Raw genomic sequence first — 25,887 nt, 5'->3', positions numbered from 1 at the left:
TCTGCAGAGGCTTTCGGGCCTCCGGCCGGCCATTGGCGCCGACGAGCAGCTATCGAAAAGATAGCTGCTCTTTTTTACGTCCGCCCCTGGCGCAAGGGGTGGAAGGGGCCGGCCAGACTGTTACCGGCCCGCAGCGGCCCTCCTCCTACACTGCCAGCCCGTCACAGCCGCCCACGGCACAGGAGCACCGCCATGAAGATCCTCATCGTCCTCACCTCGCACGACCGCCTGGGCGACACCGGCAAGAAAACCGGCTTCTGGCTGGAGGAGTTCGCCGCGCCGTATTACGTGCTGAAGGACGGCGGTGCCGAGGTGGTGCTGGCCTCGCCCCTCGGCGGCCAGCCGCCGCTCGACCCCAAGAGCGACGCGCCCGATGCGCAGACCGACGCCACCCGCCGCTTCAAGGCCGACGCCGAAGCGCAGCAGCAACTGGCCGCGACGCTGCAGCTGGGCGCCGTCTCGGCCGACGGCTTCGACGCGATCTTCTACCCCGGCGGCCACGGCCCGATGTGGGACATGCCGGACAACATGGACTCGCTCGCCCTGATCGCGGCGTTCGTGCAGGCCGACAAGCCGGTCGCCGCCGTCTGCCACGCGCCGGCCGCGCTGGTCAACGCCCGCGACAAGGACGGCGAGTACCTGGTCAAGGGCAAGCGGGTCACCGGCTTCACCAACGGCGAGGAAGCCGGCGTGCAGCTCACCGACGTCGTGCCCTTCCTGCTGGAAGACCGGCTGCGCGAGCGCGGCGGCCTCTACGCCAAGGGCCCCGACTGGAAGCCCTTCGTCCAGGTCGACGGCACGCTGATCACCGGGCAGAACCCCGCGTCGTCCGAGGCGGTGGCCGAGGAACTGCTGCGGCAGTTGAAGGCGCGCGGCTGAAGCGCACCGGGCGGGCCGCTGCGGAACGCCCTGCGGGCCTGCCGAACGGAATTCCATATGAAAAGTGCCTGGGGCCGGCGTCCATCGCCGGCCTCCAGCTATTGAATTAATAGCGCACAGCCGGCGACGGGTCGTGGCCCTCGTCCGATGGCAGGTCGCCGTGTTCGGGCGGCGGCCGCAGCGTCAGGCCCTGGGCAGCGTCACCGACACCGCCAGCCCCTGCCCGCCCGGCGCATCGCCCAGGCGCAGCGGCGCCTCCATCAGCTGGGCATAGCGGGCGATGATCGCCAGGCCCAGGCCCATGCCCTGGCGCAGCCACTGCCCCTCGGGCCCCTGGGACCAGCGCTGCTGCAGCCGGCCGCGCTGCTCGACCGAGATGCCGGGGCCGTTGTCGACCACGCAGAGGGTGACCGTGTCGCCCTCCTGCACCACCTCCACCGTGATGCTGCGCGGCGTCTGCGGCGGGGCCAGGCCGTAGCGCAGGGCGTTGTCGAGCAGGTTGTTGACGATGCCCTCCAGCAGCGCGGCATGGCCCAGCGCCGCGACCGGGTCGTCGATGCCGCGCGCACCCAGGTCCACCCCGGCGGCGTCGGCCCGGGGCAGGAAGCGCAGCACCGCGTCGCGCACCAGCACGTCGAGGGCGACCGGGCCCATGCGCAGGGCCGGGCCTTCGTCGGCGCGGGCCATCGCCAGCAGCTGGTCGACCAGGTGGCTGGCGCGCTCCTCGCTGCGGGCGATGCGCTCGAGCTGCTCGCGCCAGGCGGCGGGGTCGTTCTGGGCCAGGCCGTATTCGGCCAGCGCGCGGATGCCGGCCAGCGGGGTGCGCAGCTCGTGCGCCACGTTGCCGGCGAACTCGCGCTGCGCCCGCACCCCGCCGCCCACCCGGGCGAACAGGCCGTTGACCGCCTCGCCCAGGCGCTGGATCTCGCTGGTGGAGGCGGTGGCCGCGACCGGCGAGAGGTCGTGCACGTCGCGCTGGTCCATCGCATGCTGGAGCGCCGCCAGCGGCTGCAGGTCGCGGTCGACGGCGCGGCGCAGCCAGAAGGCCAGCAGCGCCAGCAGGCCCAGCTGCGGCAGCACCGACAGCACCAGCACGTTGCGCAGCAGCGTCTGCCGGGTCTGGGTGGTCTCGCCCATGATGACGGTGAAGGGCCGCTCGCCGCCGCGCTCGAGCGTCACCGCGCGCAGCGCATGGCCCTGGTAGTGGATGTCCGAGAACCGGTAGCTGGCGCCACCCACCGGCGAGGGTGCATACAGGTTGGCATGGCCGGCGACCAGGGTGCCGTCGGGCCAGCGGACGGCGAAGTACACCGTCTCGGTCTGGTCGAAGAGCACCGCGCCCACCTCACGCGGGGTGAGCGTGAGCTCCAGCGAATCGCGGGTGGGCCGCACGCTGGCGGCGACCGAGTAGGCATCGTCGAGCAGGGCCCGGTCGAAGGCGCGCTGGGTGAAGACGCTCGCCACGCCGACCGCCACCACGCCGCCGGCCAGCCAGGCGATCGCCATCGGGCCGAGCACGTTGCGCAGCAGCCGCGAACGCAGCGAGGGCGGCTGCGGCGCGGCGTCCGGCGCGGCGGCGGGCGGCTCCGGCGAAGGGGCAGCGGCGTTCATCGGGCGGACGGGGCCGTGCGCCGGACTGCCGTGTCGGCCGGGACAGGGCTCATGCGCCGCCGACAGCGGCCGCAGACGCCGCCGCTTCGGACTCCAGCATGTAGCCCAGCCCGCGCAGGGTGCGGATGCCGGCGCCGGAGCCGGCGAGCTTCTTGCGCAGCCGCGAGATGAAGGCCTCGAGCGCGTTGTCGCCCAGGTTCTCGTCGAAATCCGACAGCTTGGCCGACAGGTCGCGCTTGCTGACCACCCGGCCGGGCGGCGTCATCAGCTCCCACAGCACCTCGAACTCGCGCGCCGGCAGGTCGATCCGCTGGCCGCGCAGGGCGAAGAGGCGGGCCTTGCGGTCGAGCTGCAGCGCGCCGACCTCCGACACGTCCTGGGTGCCCAGGCTGCGCCGCACCAGGGCGCGCAGCCGGGCCTCGACCTCGGAGAGCTCGAAGGGCTTGCCCAGGTAGTCGTCGGCGCCGGCGTCGAGGCCGGCGATGCGCTCCTCGGTGCGGTCGCGGGCGGTAAGCACCAGCACCGGCGTGCCGTCGCCCCGGGCGCGGGCGGCGCGCAGGGCGGTCAGGCCGCTGGCGAGCGCGGGGCCGGCGGCGTCGGTGGCCGGCAGGTTCAGGTCGAGCAGCACTGCGTCGAACGCCTGCACCCGCCAGAAATGGTCGGCCTCCGACACGGTGCGGGCCACGTCGACCCGGTGGCCGGCATCGCGCAGGCTGCGGACCATCATGTCGCGCAGCACGGCATCGTCTTCGACCACGAGGATGCGCATAGGGATGCAGGTTCGGTGGGGAAAAACGCACACCCGCCAGGGGTTTGCACGAGGGGAAAAGGCCCTGACCGGCGCCGGTCAGGCGATGGTCAGCCGCAGGGCCCGATAAACGCGGTCATGAGCATACGACAGTTATTCGTGGCGTTCGGCCTGGCCGCCGTCCTGCCCCTGCAGGCGCAGGTGACCGGGGCCGTCCCCGCGCCGGCGACCGGCCCGGCCGGCACGCCCACGGCCTCCGCCGCCCCCGTCACCCCCGTGCCGGGCGCCTCGCCCGCGACCCGGCTGAGCCTGGCGCAGGCCCTGGTCGCGGCGCGCGAGAACCTCGACGTCGCGATCGCCCGCGGCGGCCTGGCCGCGGCCCGCGCCGACATCCTGGCCGCCGACCACGCGCCGCTGCCGGTGCTGAGCACCTCGGCCGAGAACGTCGACCTGAAGAACGGCATCGGCGCCGGCAACCTGGTCCGAAAGCGCATCGACAAGAAGATCGGCCTGGACTGGACGATCGAGCGCGGCAACAAGCGCGAGCTGCGCACCGCCGCCGCCACCCGCGCCGCCGACGCCGCGGCCGCCGACGTGGAAGACGTGCGGGTGCAGCAGCTGATCGAGGCGCTCTCGGCCTACTACGACCTGCTGGCCGCGCAGGAGCGCCAGGTGCAGGTCGAGGAGATCGAGCGCGGCGCCACCCAGCTCTCCAACGGCGCCAACCGCCGGGTGCAGGCCGGCGACCTGCCCGCGCAGGACGCGCTGCGCGTCGAGATCGAGACCCAGCGCGCCCGCGCCGACGTGCAGCAGGCGCTGCTCGACCGGCAGCGCGCGGCCATCGCGCTGGCCCAGTCGATCGGCGCGCGCGGCGCCGCGGTAGAGCCCAACCTGCAGGCCGAGGACGCCTGGCCGGTGCTGCCGTCGGTCGATACGCCGACGGCCGACTACGCCTCGCTGGCGGAGAACCGGCCCGACGTGCGCGCCGCCCTGGCACGGGTGCAGTCGGCACAGGCCAGCCTCGACGGCGCGCTGGCGCTGAAGAAGTCGGACGTGACCATCGGCGCCGGCTTCGAGCACTACCCGGGCGTCTCCACCCGCCTGCTGGAAGTGCGCGCCTCGATCCCGCTGCAGTGGGGCTACGGCTTCGACGGCGAGATCGGCCGCGCGCAGGCGAGCTACTACCAGGCCCAGGACGCGCTCGACAAGATCCGCCGCGACGGCGCGCTGGAGCTGCAGGGCCTGCAGCAGGCCGCCCTGACCGCCGAGCGCCGTGCCCGCAGCTACGAGACCGAAATCCTGCCCCGCGCCCGCCGCGTGGCCGAGAACGCCGAGCTGGCCTTCCGCCGCGGCGCGATTCCGCTGTTCGACCTGCTGGACGCCCGCCGCGTGCTGCGCGCCACCCTGCTCGAAGCGGTCGCCGCCCGCACCGACTACTCCAAGACCTCCGGCGCCTGGACCCTGCAGACCCGGCCCGACCTGCTCGTCGGCAACCGCTGACCGGCGCGCCGCGCACCGCCTCTCCCATTTGTTCCCGAACGCTCCGAGACACCCGCCATGCCGCATCCGTCCCGCCCCCACATTCGCCCGGCCCGCGCCGCATTGCTGGCGTCCGCCTGCGTGGCCGCCCTGCTCGCCGGCTGCGGCGAATCCGCCGCGCCCAAGGCCGAGGCGCCGCCGCCCGCGCCGATCGTGCAGGGCCAGCAGCTGCGCTTCCCGCCCAACCATCCGCAGCTGGCCTTGCTGACCACGGTGCCCGCCACCGCGGCGACCGCGCTGGCGGTGGAACTGCCCGCGCGCCTGGTATGGAACGAGGAACGCACCCAGCGCATCTACCCGAGCTTCGGCGGCCGCATCGTCGCGATCAGCGCCGACGTGGGCACGCCGGTGAAGCCCGGCACGCCGCTGGCGCGGCTGGCCTCGCCCGATTTCGGGGTGGCCCAGGCCGACACCGCCAAGGCCAACGTCGACGTGTCCCTGGCCCGCAAGACCCTGCAGCGCCAGCGCGAGCTGTTCGAGGCCGGCATCATCGCCCGCAAGGACCTGGAGCAGAGCGAGGCCGACCTCTCCCGCTTCCAGGCCGAGGCCGCCCGCTCGGCGGCCCGCACCAGCCTCTACGGCACCGGCAGCAGCGTGAACCAGCAGCTGGGCCTGGTCTCTGGCATCAACGGCGTGGTGGTGGAGCGCAACCTCAACCCCGGCCAGGAAGTGCGGCCCGACCAGTCGGGCCCCGGCGTGCCGGCGCTCTTCGTGCTGACCGACCCGACCTCGCTCTGGGTGCAGATCGACGCCAAGGAAGCCGATGTCGGCAGCCTGCGGCCGGGCGACAGCTTCGTGCTGCAGGTGGCGGCCTATCCGGGCGAGAACTTCGCCGGCAAGGTGACGGCCGCGGCCGACTTCATCGACCCCAACACCCGCACCATCAAGATCCGCGGCGTGATCCCCAACGCCGACCGGCGCCTGAAGGGCGAAATGCTCGCGACGGCGGTGGTGCAGGAAGCCCTGCGCGGCGTGATCGTGCCTTCGGGCGCGGTGACGCTCGACGGCACCCGCCACACCGTCTACGTGCAGGTGCAGCCCGGCGTGTACGAGCCGCGCCAGGTGGTGCCCGGCAACATGGGCCCGCGCCAGGTGGTGATCACCAGCGGCCTGAACGTGGGCGAGCAGGTGGTCGCAGAGAACGCGCTGCTGCTGGCCCGCCAGTTCGCCGTCTCGCGCGAAGGCAGCGCCGCGCCCACCGCGGCCCCCGGCACCGCACCCAAGGCCGCAGCGCCCAAGGCGGCCGCCCAATGAAACGCCTGATCCACTACGCGCTGCACCAGCCGCTCTTCATCGTCCTGGGGACGCTGCTGTTCGCGCTGGCGGGCGTCATCGCCTTCAAGAACCTGTCGGTCGAGGCGTTCCCCGACGTGACCGACACCCAGGTCACCGTGATCGCGCTGTTCCCCGGCCGCGCGGCCGAAGAGGTGGAGAAGCAGGTCACCCTGCCGATCGAGGTGGCGCTGGCGGGCCTGCCCAACGCGATCCGGGTGTTCTCGCACACCCAGTTCGGCCTGTCCTTCACCGTCGTCACCTACGACGACAAGGCCGAAGTGAACCTGGCCCGCCAGCAGGTGGCCGAGCGGCTGCGCGGCATCGACCTGCCCGACGGCGTCGAATCCGACATCGCCCCCAACGCCACCCCGGTCGGCGAGATCATGCGCTACCGCCTGAAGGGCGACGGCAAGACCACGACCGAGCTGCGCACCCTGGAGGACTGGGTGGTCGAGCGCGCCCTGCGGCAGGTGCCGGGCGTGGCCGACGTGGTCGCCATGGGCGGCGCCATCAAGCAGTACGAGGTGCAGCCCGACCTCGACAAGCTGCGGGCCTACAAGGTCACCTTCCAGAACCTGCTCGACGCGCTGGCCCGCGGCAACTCGAACGCCGGCGGCAGCTACCTGCGCCAGGGCGCGCAGCAGTACACGATCCGCGGCATCGGCCTGCTGCAGTCGGCCGACGACATCGGCCGCATCGTGGTGGCCGCGCGCGGCGGCACCCCGATCCTGATCCGCGACATCGCCGAGGTGAAGATCGGCGCGGTGCCGCGCCTGGGCGTGGTGGGCCAGGACGACGCCGACGACATCGTCACCGGCATCGTGATCATGCGCAAAGGCGAAAACCCGAGCGTGGTGCTGAAGGGCGTGAAGGAGAAGATCGCCGACCTCAACGAGCGCGGCCTGCCCGCCGGCGTGCAGATCGTGCCCTTCTACGACCGCACCTGGCTGATGGAGAAGACCCTCGCGACCGTATTCCGCAACCTGGTCGAAGGCGCGCTGCTGGTGTCGCTGGTGCTCTACATCTTCTTGTCGAACTTCCGCGCCAGCCTGGCGGTGGTGGTGGTGATCCCGCTGGCCCTGCTCTCGACCTTCATGGGCCTGAAGATCATGGGCGTGCCGGCCAACCTGCTGTCGCTCGGTGCGATGGACTTCGGCATCATCGTCGACGGCGCGGTGATCGTCGTCGAGAACATCCTGCACCGGCTGGCCGAGCGGCGCGACCTGAAGGGCGACGACCTCGACCCGACCGAGCGGCGCGAGACCATCAGCCTGGCCGCCAACGAGGTGGGCCGGCCGACGCTGTTCTCGATGCTGATCATCATCGCGGCCCACATCCCGATCTTCGCGCTGCAGCGCCACGAGGGCCGGATCTTCCAGCCGATGGCGCTGTCGGTGACCACCGCGCTGATCGGCTCGCTGATCTTCTCGCTCACGCTGGTACCGCTGCTGGCCTACTGGATGCTGCGCAAGAAGCTGCCGCACGGCGACAACCGGGTGGTGCGCGGCGCCAAGCGTTTCTACGCACCGGTGCTCGACTGGGCCCTGCGCCGCCGCCGCACCGTGGTGGTGATCGCGCTGGCGGCCTTCGGCGTGACGGTGGTGGTCGCCTCGCGACTCGGGTCGGAATTCCTGCCCGAGCTGAACGAGGGCACCACCTGGGTCAACTTCACCCTGTCGCCCAACGTCTCGACGCAGGAGGCCTCGCGCATCCTGCGGATGGCGCGCAAGGCCCTGCTGACGGTGCCCGAGGTGCGCACCACCGTTTCTAAGGCCGGCCAGCCCGAGGACGGCACCGATCCCAAGACCATCTCGATGGCCGAGATCTTCGTGGACGTGAAGCCCGAGGAGGAATGGCGCCCCGGCATGACCCGCGAGAAGATCACCGAGGAGATGAACCGGGTGCTGTCGGCGATCCCGAGCATCGACCCGGCCTTCTCGCAGCCGATCCGCGACAACGTGCTCGAGTCGATCTCGCAGATCAAGGGCCAGATCGTGATCAAGCTCGCCGGCGACGACCTGGCGCTGATGAAGCAGGTGACCGAAGCCATCGCCCGCGAGGTCAAGCAGGTGCCGGGCGTGGCCCGCGCCGAGATCGACCGCGAAGGGCAGGTGCCGCAGCTGCTGCTCGACATCGACCGCGACCGCGCCGCCCGCTACGGCCTGAACGTGGGCGACATCCAGGACGTGATCGAGGCGGCGCTGGCCGGCAAGGCCGCCACCAGCCTGTGGGAGGGCGAGCGCAAGTTCGCCGTCGCGGTGCGCCTGCCGGCCAGCGAGCGGGTGATGGCCAACCTGCGCCGCACCCCGATCGCCACGCCCGACGGCGGCTTCGTCGTGCTGGGCGACGTGGTCAACGTGCGCGAGACCACCGGCGCGATGAACATCGCCCGCGAGTCGGGCCGCCGCACCACCGCCATCGGCATCTTCATCGCCGGCCGCGACATGGGCTCGGTGGTGGCCGACATGAAGGCCCGGGTCGAGCAGAACGTCAAGGTGCCGCAGGGCTACCAGGTCAACTGGTCGGGCGAGTTCGAGAACCAGGAGCGGGCGATGAAGCGCCTGGCGGTGGTGGTGCCGATCTCGCTGCTGCTGATCTTCGTGCTGCTGTTCGACGCCTTCAAGTCGTTCAAGATGGCCGGCCTGATCCTGATCAACGTGCCGCTGGCGCTGATCGGCGGCTTCGTGGCGCTCTACGTCTTCGGCATCCCGCTGTCGGTGTCGGCGGCGATCGGCTTCATCGCGCTCTCGGGGCAGGCGGTGCTCAACGGGGTGGTGATGCTGTCGGTGTTCCAGCAGCTGCGCCAGGCCGGCATGCCGGTGGTGCAGGCGGTGCGCGAAGGATCGCTGCAGCGGCTGCGGACCGTGCTGATGACCGCGATGCTGGCCGCGCTCGGCCTGCTGCCGATGGCCCTCTCGCGCGAGATCGGCTCCGAGACGCAGCGGCCGCTGGCGATCGTGGTGATCGGCGGCCTGTTCACCGCCACCCTGCTCACCCTGGTGGTGCTGCCCGCGCTCTACGTGGCCTGGTTCGGCAAGGACAAGGCGCCGGCGCCGGACGAGGACACCGCCGCGTTGCCGCTGCCGAAGCCGGCGGCCTGATGCGAAGGCCCGCTGCGGCGGCCCTCAGAACCGCAGGCCCTTCAGCAGCTGCGTGCCGGTCCCGATCGGGTCCTGCCGCATCCGCGTCTCCTCGCGGCCGACATAGGTGAAGATGCCGTCCGAGGTCTTGGCGGCCACGTAGTCGGTCAGGCGCGCTTCGTTGAAGCCCAGGGCCTGCAGCTGGGCCGTCTTCTGCAGCACGCCGCTGCTCTGCAGGGCGGTGCGCACCAGGGGCTGCAACTGCGCGGTGATCTGCGCGCCGGTGCTCTTGCGCAGGTAGTCGGTGGCCCCGGTGCTGCCGCCGCGGGCGATGTCGACCGCGTCGTTGAGCGTGGCCTTGTCGATCGCGGCGCGGAAGATCGGCTTGGCCTGCGTCGCGGCCTGCTCGGCCGCGCGGTTCAGTGCGGCGTCGAGGTCGGCGGTCATGCCCGATTGCTGGGCCAGCTCCAGCAGCTTGCCGACGCCCTTGTTGCCGGCGCCCGGCAGGGCGATGCGGATCGCGGCATCCGACGAGAAGGCGCCCGGCTGCGAGAGCCGGTCGAGCGCCGCGTCGGAGGCCTGGCCCAGCAGCGGCTTGATGCCGAAGCTGGGCATCTGGGCCGCCGCGGGCAGGGCGACGGCGACGGCGGCGAGGGCGGCGGTGGCGAGGAAATGGCGCAGACGCATGGCGATGTCTTCCGATGGCGTGGGCATGCGGGCGATTGTGCGCCGCCCGGTATCGGCGCGTGACAGGGCGCAGCGCGTATCCTCCTGGCTTCCCATGAACCAACTACAACTCTTCCTCCCTTGCGCCGCGGGCGTCGAGGGCTACCTGGCCGACGAGGTGCACCGCCTGACCGGCCTGGCGGGCATGGACCTGCAGACGCTGCGCGGCGGCACCCTGCTGCGCGCCTCCTGGCAGGACGCGATGATGCTCAACCTGCACAGCCGCCTGGCGCAACGGGTGCTGGTGCAGCTGTCGACGACGCCCTACCGCAACGAGCAGGATCTCTACCAGGCGGCCTCCGAGGTCGCGTGGGAGATCTGGTTCACCCCGCGCCAGACGATCAAGGTCGAGATCACCGCCCAGCACAGCCCGCTGCAGAGCCTGAACTTCGCCGCGCTCAAGATCAAGGACGCGGTCGCCGACCGCTTCCGCGACAAGCGCGGCGAGCGGCCCAGCGTGGACACCCAGCGGCCCGACGTGCGCATCCATGCCCACCTGACCACCGACACCGCCACGATCTACATCGACACCACCGGCGAGCCGCTCTTCAAGCGCGGCTGGCGCGAGGACAAGGGCGACGCGCCGCTGAAGGAGACGCTGGCCGCGGCCATGATCGCCGCCACCGGCTGGGCCGACGGCGATGCCGAGGGCTTCGAGGCGCTGCCGCTCTACGACCCCTGCTGCGGTAGCGGCACCGTGGCGATCGAGGCGGCGCAGATCGCCTGCAACATCGCGCCCGGCCTGCTGCGGCGCTTCGCCTTCGAGAAGCTGCTGCCCTTCCAGCCGCATGTGTGGAACGCGCTGCGGGAAGAGACCCGCGCCGCGATCACCGAGCCGGCGGTGCCGATCTTCGGCAGCGACGTGTCGCACCGGATGGTCGATTTCTCGCAGCGCAACGCCGAGCGCGCCGGCGTGGCGCATGCCATCGAGTTCCGCGGCGGCGACGCGCTGCAGCGGATGCCGCCGGCCGAGCGCGGCCTGCTGCTGCTCAACCCGCCTTATGGCGAGCGGATCGCGCCGGGCGGCGTGGCCGGCCGCCCCGCGCTGGCCCGCAGCTCGCGCGACCACTACCGCCAGCCCCCGGGCCGCGAGCAGGCGCGCAACATCGACTTCGAGCAGGACTACGCGGCCGCATCGGGCCCCAGCGGCGCCCGCGAGACCGCCCATACCGACGACGGCGGCGATTTCTTCCCGCAACTGGCCACGCACTGGAAGAAGAATTACGCCGGCTGGACCGCCTGGATGCTGACCCCCGACCTGAAGCTGCCGAGCCGCATGCGCCTGAAGGAATCGCGCCGGGTGCCGATGTGGAACGGCCCGATCGAGTGCCGGCTGTTCCGCTTCGACATGGTCCGCGGATCGGCCCGCGACCGCGGGCCTGCTGCCGAGGGCTCCCAGGACAGCTAGCCCCCGCTCCAAACGCACGAAAGGCCCTCGCGAGGGCCTTTCGTCTTTACAAGCGGTGGCTGCGCCGCAGCGGGATCACCGGCCGTTCAGGACCTGGACGATCGCGCCGGTGCGGATCGAGACCAGCAGGTAGTCGCCGCCGGCCTGCACCCAGTGGTGGCCGCGGGGCGGTGCGCTCAGGCGGTGTTCGCGCCAGTCCTCGACCACGTACTGGCGGCTGCGGTAGGCCGGCGGGACATGGCCGCCACGGCGGAACTCGTGGCGCTCGAACTCGGGGCCGCGGCGGTCGTTCTGGGCTGCGCCGTAGCGCGGGTCGCCCCCGGGGCGGGCCATCGGCGGGCCGTTGTCGCGCGGGCCGTTGCGGTCGTAGACCTGGGCGCTGGCGGCGGTGGCGCCCAGCGCGAGCGCGGCAAGGAGGGATGCGGAGATCAGGCGGTTTTTCATGGAGTGGTTCCCTGTGTGATCGAGCCTGCATCGTCGCCCCGGATTCGGCTCCGCGGCGTAGTCCCGCTGCGCCTTTACCCGGGCGCAACACAAGGGCTACAGATGCGACGGAGGGTGCGGCGCCCCGCGCGCTGCCTCTACACTCGCGCCCCATGCCCTGGCACGCCCGACTCCGACTCGACTACCGCAGCGAACCCGCCACCGATGGCACCGTCGATGCGGTACGCACCGCCGCCCGCTTCCGGCACGACGGCCCGCTGCGCATCCTGCAGAGCCTGTTCCCCGAAGGCCCGGGCATCTGCCACAACGTGCTGGTGCATCCGCCGGGCGGGCTGGTCGGCGGCGACGTGCTCGACATCGGGGTGGGCGTGGGCAGCGGCGCCCATGGCCTGGTCACCACGCCCGGCGCCACCCGCTTCTACCGCTCGCAGGGCGAGACGGCGGTGCAGCGCAGCCGCATGGTGCTGGAGGCGGGCGCCCGGCTGGAGTGGCTGCCGGCCGAGGCGCTCTGCTACGACGCCTGCCAGGCCGAGAACCACCTTCGGATGGAGCTGGCCCCCGGTGCCGAGCTGATCGGCTGGGACGTGACCGCCTTCGGCCTGCCGCACGCCGGCCTGCCCTTCCTGCGCGGCAGCCTGCTGCAGCACATCGAGATGCCGGGTGTCTGGCTGGAGCGCGGCCGCATCGCGGCCGGCGACACCCTGCTGCTCGACTCGCCGCTGGGCCTGGCCGGGCACCGCTGCATGGCATCGGTCTTTTTGCTCGCCGGCAGCCCGCTCGACCGCGGCGCCCGCGAAGCGGCCCTGGACGCGGCCCGCGCGGTGATCGACGCCCACGCCCTGCGCGAGACCGCCGGCGCCACCAGCCCCGACGGCCGGGTGGTGGTGGTGCGCGCCCTGGCCCCGGTGGTGGAGCCGGCGATGGACCTGATGCGCCAGGTGCGCGCCGCCTGGCGCGCCGCCCGCTGGGGCCTGCCGGCCACCCTGCCGCGGATCTGGGCGATGTAGGAAATCTTTAGGGCCGGCTCGGCCCGCAGAATTGAGGCGGCGTCTAGGAAAGCTGGCCTCCGAGGCGAATTTTTGTAATGGCAATAGCAGCAATAAGCAGGCCAAGTGACGCTAATGCCCACTCATTCAGCGTCGGAATGCTGGATATTTGTTGCCCACTAAGCGTGCCAGCATTACTGTTGCCCCGACTGGAGCTCGTGTCCGTACCCTGGACATTGCACGAATCTGCCACCCCTGTGTCGATGGCTGGACCTATGGCAAAACAAAATTGGTTGTAGTGCGCATTCAGGCTGGTCGAAGAAATTGATAAATTGTCATAGCGATCAGTAACTATGACATGAGACGTACCGGGAGATTGCCATCTTTGAAAGTCGAATATGAACCCGGTAAGTTGGCCTTGTGCGTTTGTGGAAGCTCTGGCGACGCGAACTCTGACCTTAGGGTCAGCGCTAGTGAACGTGAGATTGCCATCTGTAAAAGAGAACGACTGCAGCTGCGTTGGAATGGGCGCGGCATTCAAATTCGGTGGCAGAGGAGCGATGTCGAAGGTGCCTGTGAACCGCATGGCGGTGGAGACCGCTGTACAAACTGGTACGTTGCACGGGGCTGTAAAGTTCATCACGCTGTTGAAGTTGGCACCGTTGTAGGTATAGGTTGCGCCGAACGCAGCTTTTATGAAAAGCAAGCTGAAAATTGCTGCAGTTTTTTTCATTGAATGGGTTTGCGGGCTGGAAGAAAACGTATTGTTACGCATCCGGTCGGTCACCTGTGACCTACCCGGCACCTGATCCAGCACGGCCGGTCCAACCTGCTCCGCCGACCGGCCCGTCTGGCAGGTTTCCTGCTTTACGATCCTGGACTGCCCGGCCCTGCGCCGGAAGGTGCGCCGTACGGCGCACGGCACCGAACCCGAGGAACGGCATGGAACTCACGCCCCGCGAAAAAGACAAGCTGCTGCTCTTCACCGCCGCCCTGCTGGCCGAGCGCCGCAAGGCCCGCGGGCTCAAGCTCAACTACCCCGAATCGGTCGCGCTGATCAGCGCCGCGGTGATGGAGGGCGCGCGCGACGGCAAGACGGTGGCGCAGCTGATGAGCGAGGGCCGCGAGGTGCTCTCGCGGGCCGACGTGATGGACGGCGTGCCCGAGATGATCCCCGACATCCAGGTCGAGGCCACCTTCCCCGACGGCACCAAGCTGGTCACGGTGCACCAGCCGATCCAGTGATGGGCGCCCGGCCGCGTTTCGCCGGCAGCGCCGCTGCCCGTCGCGCCGGCCATGCCGGCGCCGTGCCCGCACCTTCCGTTTCCCCTTCGTCCGCCCGAAAGGAACCCGTGATGTCCCGCAACAAGCTCTTCCTGGCCCGCACCGCGGCCGCCACCGCGGCCTGTGCCGCCCCCCTGGCCGCGCTGGCCCACCTAGGGGCCGATGCCGGTTCCCACCACGGCGGCACGGCCGCGGGCGGGGCGGGCGGCTTCCTCGCCGGCTTCGTGCATCCGTTCACCGGCACCGACCACCTGGCCGCGATGGTGGCGGTGGGCCTGTGGTCGGCGCTGGTGGCGCGCCAGGGTGGCGCCGAGCTGCTGCGGGCGCCGCTGGCCTTCGCCGCGATGCTGCTGGCCGGCGCGCTCCTGGGCCTGCAGGGCCTGGCGCTGCCCGCGGTCGAGCCGATGATCGCCACCTCGTTGCTGGCGCTCGGCCTGCTGGTGCTGACGCGGATGCGGCTGCCGGGCGCGGTGTCGGCGGCGGTGGTGGGCGTGTTCGCGCTGTTCCACGGCATCGCCCACGGCACCGAGCTGGCGGGCAGCGCCAACGCCGCGCTGGTGCTGGCCGGCATGCTGGTCGCCACCGTGCTGCTGCACGGCGCGGGCATCGCCGCCGGCTGGGCGCTGCGCACCCGCTCGGCCTGGCTGCCGCGCATCGCGGGTGCGGCGGTGGCCGGCCTGGGCGTGGTGCTGCTGACCCGCCTGGCCTGAAAGGGACCGTCAGCATGATTCCCGGCGAACTCTTCACCGACGAGGGCGAGCACGCCCTCAACACCGGCCGCCGCACCGTGACCCTGGTGGTGCGCAACGAAAGCGAGCGGCCGATCCAGGTCGGCTCGCACTACCACTTCGCCGAGACCAACGGCGCGCTCGGCTTCGACCGCGACGCGGCGCGCGGCATGCGGCTCAACATCGCCTCGGGCAGCGCGGTGCGCTTCGAGCCGGGCCAGCAGCGCACGGTGGAACTGGTCGACTACGCGGGCGACCGGGTGGTCTACGGCTTCCGCGGCCTGGTGCAGGGGCCGCTGTAGCCGTTTCTTGAACGAAAAATGGCTGCAGCCGGCGCCGGCCGCCGGCTTCCAGCTATTAATTAAATAGCAAACCAGAGAGAGCTCGCCATGGCCACCATCTCCCGCCGCGCCTATGCGGAAATCTTCGGCCCCACCGTTGGCGACCGGGTGCGGCTGGCCGACACCGACCTGGTGGTCGAGGTCGAGGCCGACTACACCCTGCGCGCCGGCAGCTACGGCGAGGAGGTGAAGTTCGGCGGCGGCAAGACGATCCGCGACGGCATGGCGCAGAGCCAGCGCACCAACGCCTCCGGTGCCATGGACCTGGTGCTGACCAACGCGCTGATCCTCGACCACTGGGGCATCGTCAAGGCCGACATCGGCATCCAGGGCGGCCGCATCGTGAAGATCGGCAAGGCGGGCAACCCGGACGTGCAGCCCGGCGTCGACATCGTCATCGGCCCGGGCACCGAGATCCTGAGCTGCGAAGGCAGCATCGTGACCGCCGGCGCGATCGACAGCCACATCCACTTCATCTGCCCGCAGCAGATCGAGCATGCGCTGGCCGCCGGCACCACCACCATGCTGGGCGGCGGCACCGGCCCGGCCACCGGCACCTTCGCCACCACCTGCACGCCCGGCCCGGCCAACATCGAGCGGATGCTGCAGGCGGCCGACGCCTTCCCGATGAACCTGGGCTTCCTGGGCAAGGGCAACGCCAGCCGACCCGACGCGCTGCGCGAGCAGATCGACGCCGGCGTGATCGGCCTGAAGCTGCACGAGGACTGGGGCACCACGCCGTCGGCGATCGACGCCTGCCTGAGCGTGGCCGACGAGACCGACACGCAGGTGGCGATCCACAGCGACACGCTCAACGAATCGGGCTTCGTCGAGAACACCATCGCGGCCGCCGCCGGCCGCAGCCTCTGCGCCTTCCACACCGAAGGCGCCGGCGGCGGCCACGCGCCCGACATCCTGCGGGTGGTGGGCGAGGCCAATTTCCTGCCCAGCTCCACCAACCCGACCATGCCCTACACCATCAACACGCTCGACGAACACGTCGACATGCTGATGGTCTGCCACCACCTCGACCCGGCCATCGCCGAGGACCTGGCCTTCGCCGAAAGCCGCATCCGCAAGGAGACCATCGCGGCCGAGGACATCCTGCACGACCTGGGCGCGATCAGCATGTTCAGCTCCGACAGCCAGGCGATGGGCCGGGTCGGCGAGATCACCATCCGCTGCTGGCAGACGGCGCACAAGATGAAGCAGCAGCGGGGCACACTGCCCGAGGACTCCGCGCGCAACGACAACTTCCGCGCCAAGCGCTACATCGCCAAGCTGGGCATCAACCCGGCCATCGCCCACGGCATCAGCCACGAGGTGGGCAGCATCGAGGAAGGCAAGTGGGCCGACATCGTGCTGTGGAAGCCGGCCTTCTTCGGGGTGAAGCCGTCGGTGATCCTGAAGGGCGGCTTCATCGCCATGGCCGCGATGGGCGACCCCAACGCCTCCATCCCCACGCCGCAGCCGGTGCACTACCGGCCGATGTTCGGTGCCTACGGGGGCGCGATCGCGCAGGGCTCGCTCACCTTCGTCTCGCAGGCGGGACTGGGGCTGGGCATCCAGGAGAAGTTCGGGCTGAAGAAGACGCTGTCGGCGGTCAAGAACATCCGCGGGGTGCGCAAGCACCACCTGGTCCACAACGGCGCCACGCCGCGCATGGAGATCGACGCCCAGACTTACGAGGTGCGGGCCGACGGGCAACTGCTGACCTGCGAGCCGGCCAGCGTGCTGCCGATGGCGCAGCGGTATTTCCTGTTCTAGCTCAAAACGTACAATAGATGGTACGTACCATTTTTTGTACTGGAACTCCCATGGATGCCGTCAGCTATTCGGATGCACGCAGCAACTTCGCCTCGCTGCTCGACAAGGTGAACGACGACCGGGCGCCGGTGCTCATCACCCGCCAGCGGGGCAAGCCCGCCGTACTGATGAGCCTGGACGATTTCAGCGCGTGGGAGGAAACTGCCTACCTCCTGCGCTCGCCCGAGAATGCGCGTGCCTTGCTGGCGTCGATCGACGAACTCAACCGTGGCGGTGGCGTGATGCGGTCGCTGGAAGAGCTCGATGCGATGGCGCAGGACGACGCAGGCGGTTCCAAGGGCGCATGAGCAGCAGCCTGACTTTTTCCTCCAGAGCTTGGGAGGAATATCTGCAATGGCAACTGACCGACCGCTCCATCGTCAAGCGCATCCATCTGTTGATCACGGATATCCAGCGTCACCCGTACGAGGGCATCGGCAAACCCGAGCCCCTGAAGCACAACCTGGCCGGCTGGTGGTCGCGGCGGATCACCGACGAACACCGCATCGTCTACCGGTACCACGAAGAGCGTATCGAGATCGCGCGACTGCGCCAGCACTACAGCACCTGAAAACCCACTGCACCCCATGCTCACCGCCAACAAACTCATGCCCCAGGGCCGCGGCCTCGCGCCCGTCCTCTTGAAGCGCGCCGCCACCGTCGAACTCGACTGGGACGTGCGCCAGAAAAGCCGTTTCGACGCCACCGACAGCGGCGGCCGCCACATCGGCGTGTTCCTGCCGCGCGGCACGCTGGTGCGCGGCGGCGACGTGCTGGTGGCCGAGGACGGCTCGCTGGTCCGCGTGGTCGCAGCAGCACAGCCGGTGCTGCGCATCACCCACTGCACCGCCCACGGCACGCCCTTCGACCTGACCCGCGCCGCCTACCACCTGGGCAACCGCCATGTGCCGATCGAGCTGAACCCGGCCTACCTGCAGATCGAGCCCGATCATGTGCTGGCCGAGATGCTGCGCTCCCAGCACCTGATCGTGCGCGAGGCGACCGAGCCGTTCGAGCCCGAGGGCGGCGCCTACGGGGCGCACGGCGCGTCCCACGGCGCGCACGGCCATGCCGGGCACGGCCATGCGCATGGTCACGACCACGCCCACGGCGCGCCGCAGCACGCCCACGCCCCTGCGGCCGAAGCCGGCCACGGCCACGGCCACGCGCACGATACGGCGCCCGCCCACGGCGCGCCCGGCCACGTCCACGGCCCGGGATGCGCCCACGGCCACCACGATCATGGCCATACGCATGACCACACCCCCGCGGCGCCTGCCCCCGCTGCGCATGGCGCGCCCGGCCACGTCCGCGGACCCGGATGCGCGCACGGCGACCACGGTCACGACCACGCGCCCGCTCCCGCGCCGGTCGCCGTGCAGTTCCACGCCAAGCGTCCCGGCCATGCCTGAGGCCGCCCCGGCGCCGCGCGCCAGCGCCGGCCTGCTGCAACTGATCTGGCTCGCCTCGCCGGCGCTGCCGGTGGGCGGGTTTTCATACTCGGAAGGGCTCGAGGCCGGCGTCGAATACCGGGGTGTTGCTACGGAATCGATAGCATCCGACTGGATCTGCGACCAGCTGCACCTTTCGCTCGCCCGCAGCGACCTGCCGGTGCTGGCGCAGGGTGTGGTGGCCGCCCGGGCCGGCGATGCCGCGCGCCTGCGTACGCTCGACGACTGGGTGCGCCGCAGCCGCGAGTCGAGCGAGCTGCGGCTGCAGACCGAGCAGATGGGCCGCTCGCTGGCCGACTGGCTGCGCAACCTGCATCCGGCCGATGCGGGCCTGCTCGCCGGCTGGCAGCCGACCTACCCGGTGGCCTTCGCCGTCGCCGCGGCGCGTACCGATGCGGCGCCGGTCGACATCTGCAGCGCCTTCGCCTTCGGCTGGGCCGAGACGATGGTGCAGACCGCCCTCAAGTCGGTACCGCTCGGCCAGAGCGCCGGCCAGCGCATCCTGGGCCGCCTGGCCGATGCGATTCCCCTCGCCGTCAAGCGCGCGATGGCGCTCCCCGACGACGAACGCCAGGCCCTGAGCCCGATGCTCGCGATCCTCTCGGCCCGCCACGAAACCCAATACTCCCGTTTATTCAGAAGCTGATCCGCCATGACCTCCGCACTCCACCACATCCCCCACCGCACCAAGAAGCTCCCGCCGCTGCGCGTCGGCATCGGCGGGCCGGTCGGCTCGGGCAAGACGACGCTGCTCGAAATGCTCTGCAAGGCGATGCGCACGCAGTACGACCTGGTCGCGATCACCAACGACATCTACACCAAGGAAGACCAGCGGCTCCTGACGGTGAGCGGAGCGCTGCCGGCCGAGCGCATCCTGGGCGTCGAGACCGGTGGCTGCCCGCACACGGCGATCCGCGAGGACTGCTCGATCAACCTCGAGGCGATCGACCGCATGCTGGAGGCGTTTCCGGACGCCGACATCGTCTTCGTGGAATCCGGCGGCGACAACCTGGCCGCCACCTTCAGCCCGGAGCTGAGCGACCTGACGATCTACGTGATCGACGTGGCCGCCGGTGAGAAGATCCCGCGCAAGGGCGGCCCGGGCATCACCAAGAGCGACCTGTTCGTCATCAACAAGACCGACCTGGCGCCGCACGTGGGCGCCGACCTGGCGGTGATGGAATCGGACACCGTCCGCATGCGCACCAACGCCCAGGGCCTGCGCCCCTTCGTCATGACCAACCTGAAGACGCAGGACGGCCTGGCGCAGGTGATCGCCTTCATCGAGCAGCGCGGCATGCTGCAGGCGGCTTGAGCGCGCTGCCCGAGGCGGTGGCGGCCGCCGCGGGGCCGGCGCGGCCTTGCCTGGTGCTCGACACCAACATCGTGCTGGACGTGTTCGTCTTCGACGACACCGCCGCCGCGCCGGTGCGCGCCGCGCTGGCCGCCGGCAGCCACGACTGGATCGCGACCGATGCGATGCGGGTGGAGCTGGCCCGGGTGCTGGCCTATCCGCAGATCGTGCCGCGCCTGGCGTTCTACCGGCTGGAGGCGGCCGACGTGCTGGCCCGGTTCGACCGCCACGCGCGCATCGTCCCGGTCGCGCCCAAGGTCGCCGCCACCTGCAAGGACCCGGACGACCAGGGCTTCATCGACCTGGCCGTCGCGCACCGCGCGCAACTGCTGAGCAAGGACCGCGCGGTGCTGTGCATGCGCAAGCGCGTGCTGCCGCACGGCGCCCGGATCGGGACGGTGCTGGACACCACGGCGGTCGACCCGGCGGTGCTGCTGCCGCCGCGCGCTGCCTAGCCGGCGGTTCGCGCGCCTCTTGCCGCTGTCAAGGCGGCGCCCCCAGCAGCGCCGCCCGTGCCTCCGGCGCCGGGAACACGCAGGCCACGTCGTGGGCGCAGCCGGGCACGACGACCAGTTCGCGCGGCGCGGCCCGCAGCGTGCCTTCGTGCGCCACGTAGGCCTGGCCGCGCTGCAGCCTGAACGGGCCCTGCGCATCGGCGGCGCAGGACTTGTCGAGCGCGCGGTAGGCGATGCCTTTCCCCTCGCCGCTGTCCAGCGCCCCTTCGAGGTAGTGGATCTCGGCGGCGGCATAGGCCGAGCGTGCCTGCTCCGCGGAGCGGGGCAGGTGCGCCGGCAGGGCCTCGAGCCCGTATTTCCAGCGGTTCACCTCGGGGCAGGTGGCCGGGTCGGCCGGCGCGGGCCGGAACGCGTCGAAGTACAGCCAGGTGCCCGGGTCGGCCACGACATAGCGCAGGGCCACGCCGGCCGGCGCGGGCGCCGCGAAGGCGATCGCATGCTGGACCATCTGCGCGCCGGCCGAGAAGCCGGCCACCGTCACCACCCGCAGGCCGGGCCATTGGCGCACCAGCTCGGCCACCAGCGCATCGAGTGCGGCGAACGCGCCCAGCCCTGCGCCGTTGACCGACGGCGCGCCCTCCAGCCACGAGGCGCAGGTCCACAGCAGGTCGCCCGGCTGCGCGGCCGGCACGCCGGGCGTGCTGCACCGGGCGGCGCGCGTGGCGTCGACCTGGAACACCGGCGCGACGACCAGCGTGTCGCCCGTGCGGCCGCGCTGGCGCACCGCCCGCAGCGCGGCGTCGAATGTCTTGGCCGCATCGCGCGGATGGCCGTGCAGGGCGATCAGCGCGCGGGTCGGCGCGGCGGCGGCGGTGCCTGGCGGAATCGAGGCGTAGTAGTGCAGGCGCCCCTGCGCCGCCGGCGGCTCGAAGCCGAAATAGCAGGCATCGGAGGCTCCGGCATCGCAAGCCGCGGCGTTCGCGCCGGATGCGAGCAGGGCCCAGCACAGCCCGACCAGCATGGCCGCGACACGCATGGGGCTACGCGCCACCGCCCATCACCCGGTAGAGCGTGATCCGGTTGGCCTGCTCCGCCAGCTGGAGGGTGATCAGGTTCTGCCCGGCGGTGTAGAACGCGCGCTGCGAGACCAGCACGTCCAGGTAGCTGTCGAGCCCGGTGCGGAACCGCGCCTGCGACAGCTGCAGCACGGTGGCCGTCGAATCGCGCAGCGAGCGTTGGGCATCGAGCTGCTCGCCCAGGTTGGCGCGGGCGTCGAGGGCGTCGCTCACTTCGCGAAACGCGGTCTGCAGCGTCTTCTCGTACTGGGCGACGTTGATGTCGCGGGTGATCAGCGCCACGTCGAGGCTGGCGCGCAGTGCGCCGGCGTTGAAGATCGGCAGCACGATCTGGGGCGAGAAGCTCCAGGTGCCGTTGCCGCCTGCGAAGAGCCGGTCCAACTCGCGGCTGGCGCTGCCGGCCGAGGCGGTGAGGGTGATCCGCGGGAAGAAGGCGGCCCGCGCCGCGCCGATGCTGGCGCCTGCGCCCTGCAGGGTGTGTTCGGCGGCCAGCACGTCGGGCCGGCTCTGCAGCAGCTCCGACGGCAGGCCGGCCGGCACCGCGACCAGCGCCGCGGCCGGCACGGTCACGTCTTCGGCGGTGGGCAGCAGCGCGTCGTCCACCGGCGCGCCGACCAGCAGGGCCAGCGCATTGCGGTCCTGCGCGGCCTGCCGGGTGAAGCCGGCCACGTCGGAGCGGGCCGAATCGACGGTGGTGCGGGCCTGCGCCAGCGTCAGGCCCGATTCGGCACCCAGGTCGTGGGCGCGGCGGGTCAGCTCGTACGAGGCCTGCTGGCTCTTGAGGGTCTCCTGCGCCAGCTGCAGCCGCCGCAGGTCGGCCGCCAGCGTGAGCCAGGCGGTGGCGGTGTCGCCGACCAGGCTGATCTGCACGCTGCGGCGGGTGTCGGCGGTGGAGAAGAAGGTCTGCAGCGCCGCGTCGTTCAGGTTGTTCAGCCGGCCGAACAGGTCGACCTCGTAGCTGGCGAAGCCGATGCCGGCGTTGAACTGGTTGCCGGTGGCAGAGCGTCCGCTGGCCGCCGTGTCGGCCGCGGTGCGGCTGCGGCTGGCGCCGCCGCTGGCGTTGACCGACGGGAACAGGTTGGCACGCTGGATGCCGTACTGGGCGCGGGCCCGCTCGATGTTGAGGGCCGCCACCCGCAGGTCGCGGTTGTTCTCCAGCGCCAGGCCGACCACGGTGCGCAGCCGCGGGTCGAGGAAGAAATCGCGCCAGGCCAGTTCCTGCGGCGGCGTGGCGGTGGCGGCGGGCGCACCGGCGACCGGTGCGGCGGCACCGGGCTTCCAGTCGGCCGGGATCGGCGCGGCAGGCTGCCGGTAGGCCGGCGCCAGGCTTCCGCAGGCGGCGACCAGGGCGGCGGCGCACAGCACGGTCAGCCGCAGCGCGGCACGCAGTCCGCCGGCGGGGTGGCCGGGCAGCGGCCGGGTGGCGTAGAGGACGCGGGTCATGGCGGGCGTGGTGGGGCGGAGGGCGGCGGTCGGCGCGGGGGCGGTGTGGCAGGCGCTCATGCCGGATGTCCTTCCTCGGCCGTGCCGTCGGGCGTCTTGCGGCGGCGTTCGCCGAAGAAGCCGCGGATCAGCACGAAGAACACCGGCACGAAGAACACGCCGAGCACCGTGGCGCTCACCATGCCGCCGAACACCGCGGTGCCGATGGCCTGGCGGCCGCCGGCACCGGCGCCGGTGCCGATCACCAGCGGCAGCACGCCGAAGCCGAAGGCCAGCGAGGTCATCAGGATCGGCCGCAGCCGCAGGCGCACCGCCTCCAGCGTGGCCTCGAACAGGTCCTTGCCCTGCTCCTGCAGCTGCTTGGCGAACTCGACGATCAGGATCGCGTTCTTACACGACAGGCCGACGGTGGTGAGCAGCCCCACCTGGAAGTACACGTCGTTCGACATGCCGCGCACGCCGGTGAACAGCACCGCGCCGACGATGCCCAGCGGCACCACCAGGATCACCGAGAACGGCACCGACCAGCTCTCGTACAGCGCGGCCAGGCACAGGAACACGAACAGGATCGAGACGGCGTAGAGCAGCGGCGCCTGCGCGCCCGAGCGGCGCTCCTCGAAGGAGGCGCCGGTCCATTCGTGGGCGATGCCCTGCGGCATGTCGGCCATGATCCGCTCGACCTTCTCCATCGCCGCGCCCGAACTGACGCCGGTGACCGCGCTGCCCACCATCTCGAACGACGGCCGGCCGTTGTAGCGCTGCAGCTGCGGCGAGCCGTAGCTCCACTGCTGCGACGAGAAGGACGAGAACGGCACCATCTGCCCGCTGGTGTTGCGCACCGTCCAGCGGCCGATGTCGTCGGGCAGCATCCGGAAGGGCGCGTCGCCCTGCATGTAGACCCGCTTGACCCGGCCCCGGTCGATGAAGTCGTTGACGTAGGTGCCACCCAGGGCGGTCGAGAGGGTGCTGTTGATGTCCGCCGTGGCCAGGCCCAGCGCGCCGGCGCGGCGGTCGTCGATGTCGACCGCGAACTGCGCCGCGTCCTCCAGGTTGTTGGAGCGCACGCCGGTCAATTGCGCGTCCTTGCGCGTCTCGGCGATGAAGCGGTCGCGCGCCTTCACCAGCGCATCGTGGCCCAGGGCGCCGGTATCCTCGATGTGGAAGTTGAAGCCGGCGTTGGCGCCCAGCCCGCGCACCGCCGGCGGCAGCAGCACCAGCACCCGCGCGTCGCGGATCTTGGCCAGCGCCGCGTTGGCCCGCTTGGCGATGGCGTCGGCCGTCTGGTCGGGACCGGGGCGCTCCTCCCAGGGCTTGAGCTTGATGAAGGCGCGGCCCGACCCCTGGTCGCCGCCGGTACCGGTGGAGACGTTGTAGGTGATCACTTCGGGCTGCTGGCGGATGTAGTCCTCGAACTGCGCCACCACCTGCTGGATGCGCACGTCGGTCGCGCCGGGCGGCAGCCGGATGTCGGCGGTCAGGATGCCCTGGTCCTCCACCGGCAGGAACGAGGTGGGCAGCCGCATGAACAGCACCGCCATGCCGCCGGCCAGCAGCAGGTAGACCAGCATCGTGCGCTTGCCGCGCCGGGCGATGTAGCCCACGGTGCGCTCGGTGCCGTGCGCGGTGCGGTCGAAGCCGCGGTTGAACCACAGGAAGAAGCGGTCGAGCCAGCCCAGCGGGCCGCGGCGCACCGTGCGGTGGCCGGCCTCGTCGTGCGGCTGGTGCTTGAGCATCGTCACGCAGAGCGCCGGCGTGAGGGTGAGCGCCACCAGCACCGACAGCGCCATCGCCGAGACGATGGTGATCGAGAACTGCCGGTAGATGATGCCGGTGGAACCGCCGAAGAAGGCCATCGGGATGAACACCGCCGACAGCACCATCGCGATGCCGACCAGCGCCGGCGTGATCTCGTCCATCGACTTGCGGGTGGCCTCCTTCGGGCTCAGGCCCTCCTCGGTCATGACCCGCTCGACGTTCTCGACCACCACGATCGCATCGTCGACCAGCAGGCCGATGGCCAGCACCATGCCGAACATGGTGAGGGTGTTGATCGAATAGCCCAGCACCGACAGCACGCCGAAGGTGCCCAGCAGCACCACCGGCACCGCGATCGCCGGGATCAGCGTGGCGCGCCAGTTCTGCAGGAACAGGTACATGATCAGCACGACCAGCAGCATCGCCTCGGCCAGCGCCTTGACCACCTCGTGGATCGAGGCCTGCACGAAGGGCGTGGTGTCGTAGTTGACGATCGCTTTCATCTGGTTGGGGAAGAAGGGCTCGAGCTCCTTGACCCGGGCGACCACCGCCTCGGACACCTTCAGCGCGTTGGCGCCGTTGGCCAGCACGATGCCCATGCCGGCCGAGGCGCTGCCGGCCAGGCGCGACTGGATCGTCAGGCTCTCGGCGCCCAGCTCGACCCGGGCCACGTCCTTCAGGAGCACCAGCGAGCCGTCGGCCGCCGCGCGCAGCACCACGTTCTCGAACTGCTCGGGCGTGGTGAGCTTGCTGCGGGCGGTGACGGTGGCGTTGAGCAGCTGCTGCGAAGTGGCCGGGAGCCCGCCCAGCTGGCCGGCCGAGACCTGCGCGTTCTGCGCGTTGAGCGCGGTGCCCACGTCGGACGGGATCAGCGCGAATTTCTCCAGCTTGCGCGGGTCGAGCCAGATGCGCATCGCATAGCCCGAACCCAGCACCTGCACCTCGGCCACGCCGTCGATCCGGCCGATCACGTCGACCAGGTTGCTCTGGATGTAGTCGCCCACGTCGGTCCGCGAGAGCTGCGGGTTCTCCGAGAACAGCGAGACGATCATCAGGAAGTCGCTGCCCGCCTTGGTGACGGTGACGCCCTGGCTCTGCACCGACTGCGGCAGCCTCGGCATCGCCTGCTGCAGCTTGTTCTGCACCTGCATCTGCGCCACGTCGGGGTTGGTGCCGGCGTTGAAGGTGAGCGTGGTGCGCGACTGGCCCGACGAGCTGCTGGTGGCCGCCATGTAGATCAGGTTGTCGATGCCCTTCAACTGCTGCTCGATCACCTGGGTGACCGAGTCCTCCACCGTCTTGGCCGAGGCGCCGGTGTAGTTGGCCGTGATCGACACCGAGGGCGGCGCGATGTTGGGGTACTGCTCCAGCGGCAGCGTGCGGATGGACATCGCGCCCGCCAGCATGATGACGATGGCGATGACCCAGGCGAAGATGGGCCGGTCGATGAAGAAACGTGCCATGGCGGTGCGTGCGTCCTGAAGGGCGTGCGGGCTGC

At 71.0% G+C, this 25,887-nt stretch carries 24 protein-coding genes; 16 read left to right on the top strand and 8 right to left on the bottom strand.

Features of this window, described 5'->3' with window-relative positions; genetic code table 11:
* Positions 1-192 precede the first annotated feature (192 nt).
* On the top strand, positions 193-879 hold the full coding sequence (locus ASE76_RS17440) for a type 1 glutamine amidotransferase domain-containing protein (protein WP_055842534.1): 687 nt from the start codon (positions 193-195) through the stop codon (positions 877-879).
* Between the two features lie 183 nt (positions 880-1,062).
* On the opposite strand, the gene ASE76_RS17435 is transcribed toward ASE76_RS17440, so the two are convergent.
* Together ASE76_RS17435 and ASE76_RS17430 are read right to left on the bottom strand one after the other, a co-directional pair.
* A complete protein-coding gene (locus ASE76_RS17435) occupies positions 1,063-2,490 on the bottom strand; it encodes a sensor histidine kinase (protein ID WP_055842531.1) in 1,428 nt (475 codons plus the stop codon).
* Positions 2,491-2,539: 49 nt separating this feature from the next.
* Positions 2,540-3,259: a response regulator transcription factor gene (locus tag ASE76_RS17430; protein WP_055842529.1), complete on the bottom strand. Its 720-nt coding sequence runs from the start codon at positions 3,257-3,259 to the stop codon at positions 2,540-2,542.
* Positions 3,260-3,376: 117 nt separating this feature from the next.
* On the opposite strand from ASE76_RS17430, the gene ASE76_RS17425 reads away from it, so the two are divergent.
* The 3 genes from ASE76_RS17425 to ASE76_RS17415 are packed head-to-tail and all read left to right on the top strand — an operon-like array spanning position 3,377 to position 9,153.
* Positions 3,377-4,738, top strand: a complete 1,362-nt coding sequence (locus ASE76_RS17425; RefSeq protein WP_082448692.1) for a TolC family protein — start codon at positions 3,377-3,379, stop codon at positions 4,736-4,738.
* Positions 4,739-4,795: 57 nt separating this feature from the next.
* Positions 4,796-6,031 (top strand): efflux RND transporter periplasmic adaptor subunit, encoded by a 1,236-nt coding sequence (locus tag ASE76_RS17420; RefSeq protein ID WP_055842526.1) that lies wholly within the window; start codon positions 4,796-4,798, stop codon positions 6,029-6,031.
* The gene (locus ASE76_RS17415; protein WP_055842523.1) at positions 6,028-9,153 is read left to right on the top strand and encodes an efflux RND transporter permease subunit; all 3,126 of its coding nucleotides are present in this window, start codon (positions 6,028-6,030) and stop codon (positions 9,151-9,153) included. Before ASE76_RS17420 ends, ASE76_RS17415 begins: the two co-directional genes overlap by 4 nt.
* 24 nt (positions 9,154-9,177) lie before the next feature.
* On the opposite strand, the gene ASE76_RS17410 is transcribed toward ASE76_RS17415, so the two are convergent.
* Positions 9,178-9,846 carry a DUF4197 domain-containing protein gene (locus ASE76_RS17410; RefSeq protein WP_055842520.1) on the bottom strand — a complete coding sequence of 223 codons (669 nt, stop codon included), beginning with the start codon at positions 9,844-9,846 and terminating at the stop codon, positions 9,178-9,180.
* Between the two features lie 67 nt (positions 9,847-9,913).
* Between ASE76_RS17410 and ASE76_RS17405 the strand changes: the two genes are divergently transcribed.
* Entirely contained in the window at positions 9,914-11,266 is a 1,353-nt protein-coding gene (locus ASE76_RS17405; protein ID WP_055842516.1) for a class I SAM-dependent RNA methyltransferase, read from the top strand.
* 75 nt (positions 11,267-11,341) lie between these two features.
* Here ASE76_RS17405 and ASE76_RS17400 read toward each other — a convergent pair whose 3' ends face one another.
* Complete coding sequence (locus ASE76_RS17400) at positions 11,342-11,710, bottom strand: RcnB family protein (protein ID WP_055842513.1); 369 nt, start codon at positions 11,708-11,710, stop codon at positions 11,342-11,344.
* Positions 11,711-11,862: 152 nt separating this feature from the next.
* On the opposite strand from ASE76_RS17400, the gene ASE76_RS17395 reads away from it, so the two are divergent.
* Positions 11,863-12,717 (top strand): urease accessory protein UreD, encoded by an 855-nt coding sequence (locus ASE76_RS17395; RefSeq protein WP_055842510.1) that lies wholly within the window; start codon positions 11,863-11,865, stop codon positions 12,715-12,717.
* Between the two features lie 43 nt (positions 12,718-12,760).
* Here ASE76_RS17395 and ASE76_RS20205 read toward each other — a convergent pair whose 3' ends face one another.
* On the bottom strand, positions 12,761-13,513 hold the full coding sequence (locus tag ASE76_RS20205; RefSeq protein ID WP_156362861.1) for an IPTL-CTERM sorting domain-containing protein: 753 nt from the start codon (positions 13,511-13,513) through the stop codon (positions 12,761-12,763).
* Between the two features lie 125 nt (positions 13,514-13,638).
* Here ASE76_RS20205 and ASE76_RS17390 point away from each other — a divergent pair, with 125 nt between their 5' ends.
* The 10 genes from ASE76_RS17390 to ASE76_RS17345 all read left to right on the top strand — a co-directional run bounded on the left by ASE76_RS17390 (position 13,639) and on the right by ASE76_RS17345 (position 20,115).
* Positions 13,639-13,941, top strand: a complete 303-nt coding sequence (locus ASE76_RS17390) for an urease subunit gamma (RefSeq protein WP_055842507.1) — start codon at positions 13,639-13,641, stop codon at positions 13,939-13,941.
* A 110-nt stretch (positions 13,942-14,051) separates the two neighbouring features.
* Entirely contained in the window at positions 14,052-14,690 is a 639-nt protein-coding gene (locus tag ASE76_RS17385; RefSeq protein ID WP_055842504.1) for a HupE/UreJ family protein, read from the top strand.
* Positions 14,691-14,704: 14 nt separating this feature from the next.
* The gene (locus ASE76_RS17380) at positions 14,705-15,010 is read left to right on the top strand and encodes an urease subunit beta (protein WP_055842501.1); all 306 of its coding nucleotides are present in this window, start codon (positions 14,705-14,707) and stop codon (positions 15,008-15,010) included.
* An 87-nt stretch (positions 15,011-15,097) separates the two neighbouring features.
* Complete coding sequence (gene ureC, locus ASE76_RS17375) at positions 15,098-16,816, top strand: urease subunit alpha (protein WP_055842498.1); 1,719 nt, start codon at positions 15,098-15,100, stop codon at positions 16,814-16,816.
* A gap of 50 nt (positions 16,817-16,866) precedes the next feature.
* Positions 16,867-17,163, top strand: coding sequence for a type II toxin-antitoxin system Phd/YefM family antitoxin (locus tag ASE76_RS17370; RefSeq protein ID WP_055842495.1), 297 nt, complete (start codon positions 16,867-16,869; stop codon positions 17,161-17,163).
* The gene (locus tag ASE76_RS17365; protein ID WP_055842494.1) at positions 17,160-17,426 is read left to right on the top strand and encodes a Txe/YoeB family addiction module toxin; all 267 of its coding nucleotides are present in this window, start codon (positions 17,160-17,162) and stop codon (positions 17,424-17,426) included. Before ASE76_RS17370 ends, ASE76_RS17365 begins: the two co-directional genes overlap by 4 nt.
* A 16-nt stretch (positions 17,427-17,442) precedes the next feature.
* The gene (gene ureE, locus ASE76_RS17360; protein WP_055842491.1) at positions 17,443-18,267 is read left to right on the top strand and encodes an urease accessory protein UreE; all 825 of its coding nucleotides are present in this window, start codon (positions 17,443-17,445) and stop codon (positions 18,265-18,267) included.
* Positions 18,260-18,952 carry an urease accessory protein UreF gene (locus tag ASE76_RS17355; RefSeq protein ID WP_055842488.1) on the top strand — a complete coding sequence of 231 codons (693 nt, stop codon included), beginning with the start codon at positions 18,260-18,262 and terminating at the stop codon, positions 18,950-18,952. Before ureE ends, ASE76_RS17355 begins: the two co-directional genes overlap by 8 nt.
* Before the next feature lie 6 nt (positions 18,953-18,958).
* Complete coding sequence (gene ureG, locus ASE76_RS17350; protein ID WP_055842484.1) at positions 18,959-19,621, top strand: urease accessory protein UreG; 663 nt, start codon at positions 18,959-18,961, stop codon at positions 19,619-19,621.
* Positions 19,618-20,115: a putative toxin-antitoxin system toxin component, PIN family gene (locus ASE76_RS17345; RefSeq protein WP_055842482.1), complete on the top strand. Its 498-nt coding sequence runs from the start codon at positions 19,618-19,620 to the stop codon at positions 20,113-20,115. Before ureG ends, ASE76_RS17345 begins: the two co-directional genes overlap by 4 nt.
* A 28-nt stretch (positions 20,116-20,143) precedes the next feature.
* Here ASE76_RS17345 and ASE76_RS17340 read toward each other — a convergent pair whose 3' ends face one another.
* Genes ASE76_RS17340 through ASE76_RS17330 form a run of 3 tightly spaced genes read right to left on the bottom strand, consistent with a single transcriptional unit; the run spans position 20,144 to position 25,852 of the window.
* A complete protein-coding gene (locus ASE76_RS17340; RefSeq protein ID WP_055842479.1) occupies positions 20,144-21,151 on the bottom strand; it encodes a hypothetical protein in 1,008 nt (335 codons plus the stop codon).
* A gap of 4 nt (positions 21,152-21,155) precedes the next feature.
* A complete protein-coding gene (locus ASE76_RS17335) occupies positions 21,156-22,694 on the bottom strand; it encodes an efflux transporter outer membrane subunit (RefSeq protein ID WP_304437655.1) in 1,539 nt (512 codons plus the stop codon).
* A complete protein-coding gene (locus ASE76_RS17330) occupies positions 22,691-25,852 on the bottom strand; it encodes an efflux RND transporter permease subunit (RefSeq protein WP_055842476.1) in 3,162 nt (1,053 codons plus the stop codon). The genes ASE76_RS17335 and ASE76_RS17330 overlap by 4 nt, the downstream gene beginning before the upstream one ends.
* Between the last annotated feature and the right edge of the window lie 35 nt (positions 25,853-25,887).

It is taken from the genome of Xylophilus sp. Leaf220 (assembly GCF_001421705.1).
In the GTDB taxonomy this organism is placed as follows: domain Bacteria; phylum Pseudomonadota; class Gammaproteobacteria; order Burkholderiales; family Burkholderiaceae_C; genus Xylophilus.
The sequence above is the reverse complement of the archived record's forward strand: the minus strand, read 5'-3'. Positions and strand labels throughout refer to the sequence as shown.

What these genes read in the sequence shown, in the direction of transcription:
- ASE76_RS17400 (WP_055842513.1), bottom strand. Translation starts at nt 11,710, where the DNA reads ATGAAAAACCGCCTGATCTCCGCATCCCTCCTTGCCGCGCTCGCGCTG.
- ASE76_RS17410 (WP_055842520.1), bottom strand. Translation starts at nt 9,846, where the DNA reads ATGCCCACGCCATCGGAAGACATCGCCATGCGTCTGCGCCATTTCCTC.
- ASE76_RS17340 (WP_055842479.1), bottom strand. Translation starts at nt 21,151, where the DNA reads ATGCGTGTCGCGGCCATGCTGGTCGGGCTGTGCTGGGCCCTGCTCGCA.
- ASE76_RS17405 (WP_055842516.1), top strand. Translation starts at nt 9,914, where the DNA reads ATGAACCAACTACAACTCTTCCTCCCTTGCGCCGCGGGCGTCGAGGGC.
- ASE76_RS17370 (WP_055842495.1), top strand. Translation starts at nt 16,867, where the DNA reads ATGGATGCCGTCAGCTATTCGGATGCACGCAGCAACTTCGCCTCGCTG.
- ASE76_RS17385 (WP_055842504.1), top strand. Translation starts at nt 14,052, where the DNA reads ATGTCCCGCAACAAGCTCTTCCTGGCCCGCACCGCGGCCGCCACCGCG.
- ASE76_RS17435 (WP_055842531.1), bottom strand. Translation starts at nt 2,490, where the DNA reads ATGAACGCCGCTGCCCCTTCGCCGGAGCCGCCCGCCGCCGCGCCGGAC.
- ASE76_RS17420 (WP_055842526.1), top strand. Translation starts at nt 4,796, where the DNA reads ATGCCGCATCCGTCCCGCCCCCACATTCGCCCGGCCCGCGCCGCATTG.
- ASE76_RS17365 (WP_055842494.1), top strand. Translation starts at nt 17,160, where the DNA reads ATGAGCAGCAGCCTGACTTTTTCCTCCAGAGCTTGGGAGGAATATCTG.
- ASE76_RS17425 (WP_082448692.1), top strand. Translation starts at nt 3,377, where the DNA reads ATGAGCATACGACAGTTATTCGTGGCGTTCGGCCTGGCCGCCGTCCTG.
- ureG (WP_055842484.1), top strand. Translation starts at nt 18,959, where the DNA reads ATGACCTCCGCACTCCACCACATCCCCCACCGCACCAAGAAGCTCCCG.
- ureC (WP_055842498.1), top strand. Translation starts at nt 15,098, where the DNA reads ATGGCCACCATCTCCCGCCGCGCCTATGCGGAAATCTTCGGCCCCACC.
- ASE76_RS17390 (WP_055842507.1), top strand. Translation starts at nt 13,639, where the DNA reads ATGGAACTCACGCCCCGCGAAAAAGACAAGCTGCTGCTCTTCACCGCC.
- ASE76_RS17330 (WP_055842476.1), bottom strand. Translation starts at nt 25,852, where the DNA reads ATGGCACGTTTCTTCATCGACCGGCCCATCTTCGCCTGGGTCATCGCC.
- ASE76_RS17335 (WP_304437655.1), bottom strand. Translation starts at nt 22,694, where the DNA reads ATGAGCGCCTGCCACACCGCCCCCGCGCCGACCGCCGCCCTCCGCCCC.
- ASE76_RS17430 (WP_055842529.1), bottom strand. Translation starts at nt 3,259, where the DNA reads ATGCGCATCCTCGTGGTCGAAGACGATGCCGTGCTGCGCGACATGATG.
- ASE76_RS17380 (WP_055842501.1), top strand. Translation starts at nt 14,705, where the DNA reads ATGATTCCCGGCGAACTCTTCACCGACGAGGGCGAGCACGCCCTCAAC.
- ASE76_RS17440 (WP_055842534.1), top strand. Translation starts at nt 193, where the DNA reads ATGAAGATCCTCATCGTCCTCACCTCGCACGACCGCCTGGGCGACACC.
- ASE76_RS17395 (WP_055842510.1), top strand. Translation starts at nt 11,863, where the DNA reads ATGCCCTGGCACGCCCGACTCCGACTCGACTACCGCAGCGAACCCGCC.
- ASE76_RS17355 (WP_055842488.1), top strand. Translation starts at nt 18,260, where the DNA reads ATGCCTGAGGCCGCCCCGGCGCCGCGCGCCAGCGCCGGCCTGCTGCAA.
- ASE76_RS17415 (WP_055842523.1), top strand. Translation starts at nt 6,028, where the DNA reads ATGAAACGCCTGATCCACTACGCGCTGCACCAGCCGCTCTTCATCGTC.
- ureE (WP_055842491.1), top strand. Translation starts at nt 17,443, where the DNA reads ATGCTCACCGCCAACAAACTCATGCCCCAGGGCCGCGGCCTCGCGCCC.